The sequence below is a fragment of the Paenibacillus sp. p3-SID1389 genome (genome assembly GCF_025151705.1).
GTDB lineage: Bacteria > Bacillota > Bacilli > Paenibacillales > Paenibacillaceae > Fontibacillus > Fontibacillus phoenicis.
In genome coordinates this window covers 1-1,625 of the sequence record NZ_JALXVO010000112.1, presented here as the reverse complement: position 1 = coordinate 1,625, position 1,625 = coordinate 1, and the positions used below count along the sequence as shown (strand labels likewise).

The window sequence follows — 1,625 nt, the reverse complement described above, 5'->3', positions numbered from 1 at the left end:
TAGTTTCCCCTGAAAAAGTCAGGGTGTTTTGAGCATAATTAAAAGGAATTCAGCACCTCAAAATGGAAATTGTTATTGACGAGATAACAAAGTTCCACACCCCGAGGGAAGAATTCCTTTGCTATAGGAGTTCAACAGAAGCCCTCGGGAATCCTTCCAAGAGGTGAAGAAAATGTTGAAACTTCGAGACGAGCAATTGACCATCTGGGATGCCATTCTCCCGGAATCTGTTAGAAAGTTGCCGGTCGAGCTTGCAATCATAGATCAATTACTGGACGACGACCGTTTTCTTCAACCGTTTACTGAGTTGCACCCGAAAGGCAAGAAAAGCGGCCGTCCTACGCTTGCAATTGAAAAGTACATCCGTCTTATGGTCCTGAAGCATAAATACAATTTAGGCTACGAGTCACTCGTGAAGGAAGTCGGTGACAGCATCACATGGCGAATGTTCTGCCGGTTTGCCATCGACGAACCGATGCCCGACCCGTCTACGCTCATCTATGCCCGCAAACGCTACGGCGACAAGATCGTCGAAGACATCAATGCCGCACTCGTAAAGCAGTGTGAGGAAAAAGCCGTTCTGAAAACCCGCAAATTGCGCACGGATACGACGGTGGTGGAATCCGACATCCATCACCCGACAGACGCTACGCTGTTGCAAGATGGCGTAAAAGTCATCACTCGAACGATTCAGAAAATCCGGAAAGTCGCCTCCCACACTGTTCAAGGCTTTGAAGATCGTACGGCAGAAATCAAGGAAAAGATTCTGTCCATCGCGAAAGTTCTACGTCGCCGCACCCGTGAATCTTGGGAAGAAGTTGACCGGATCACTGGGAGCGTAATCGAAGTAGCCGAGAACGTTGTGAACAAGGCGCAAGCCGTTATCGAGAAACTGCAAGACAAGGGCAAAGCTGCTCTTCGACAAAGTAAAACCAAACTGACCGAGGCGGTCACGCTAACCGGCAAGTTGTTGGAACAAGCCAAACAGGTCGTTTCCGGCAATCGAATCATCGCAGATCGGATCGTCAGTTTCTTTGACCCGGAAGCAAGACCGATTAAGAAAGGTAAGCTGGCCAAAGGAACTGAGTTCGGCTACAAGGTGCGAATCGACGAGACGGAAAGCGGCTTTGTGACCGGCTACGCTGTCTACGAGGGGAACCCCTCGGATGATGAACTGCTCGTTCCCGCTGTACAGGCGCATATCAAGCAATTCGGCAAAGCGCCGCAAGCTGTAGCGACCGACCGCGGTTTCTCAAGCAAGAAGAACGAAACGGCCATTACCGAACTTGGTGTGAAGCGAGCTAGCTTGCCGCGAAAGGGCAAAAAAGGCATTGCCCGATCCGAGTACGAAAACGAATTATGGTTCAAAGACTTGCAGCGTTACCGTGCAGCTGGAGAAGCGAAGATTAGTCTTCTCAAGCGGAAGTACGGTTTGAACCGCAGCAGGTATCGGGGCTTTGTCGGCTCAAAATGCTGGGTCGGCTTCGGGATTCTGACCCACAACCTGCAAAGAGCGGCAAAAATGCTCCAAAACTAACATGGAAACCGATCATTAGGGAAAGTTCCCCCTCACAACCCAGCCAGCAACCCGAAACTATTTTTGAAAATCGACTTTTTCAGGAGCA

The 1,625-nt window shown here is 49.9% G+C and carries 1 protein-coding gene; it reads left to right on the top strand.

Features of this window, described 5'->3' with window-relative positions; all coding sequences use genetic code 11:
* Positions 1-172: 172 nt before the first annotated feature.
* Positions 173-1,537: an ISNCY family transposase gene (locus M3G15_RS21285; RefSeq protein WP_019007868.1), complete on the top strand. Its 1,365-nt coding sequence runs from the start codon at positions 173-175 to the stop codon at positions 1,535-1,537.
* Positions 1,538-1,625 lie beyond the last annotated feature (88 nt).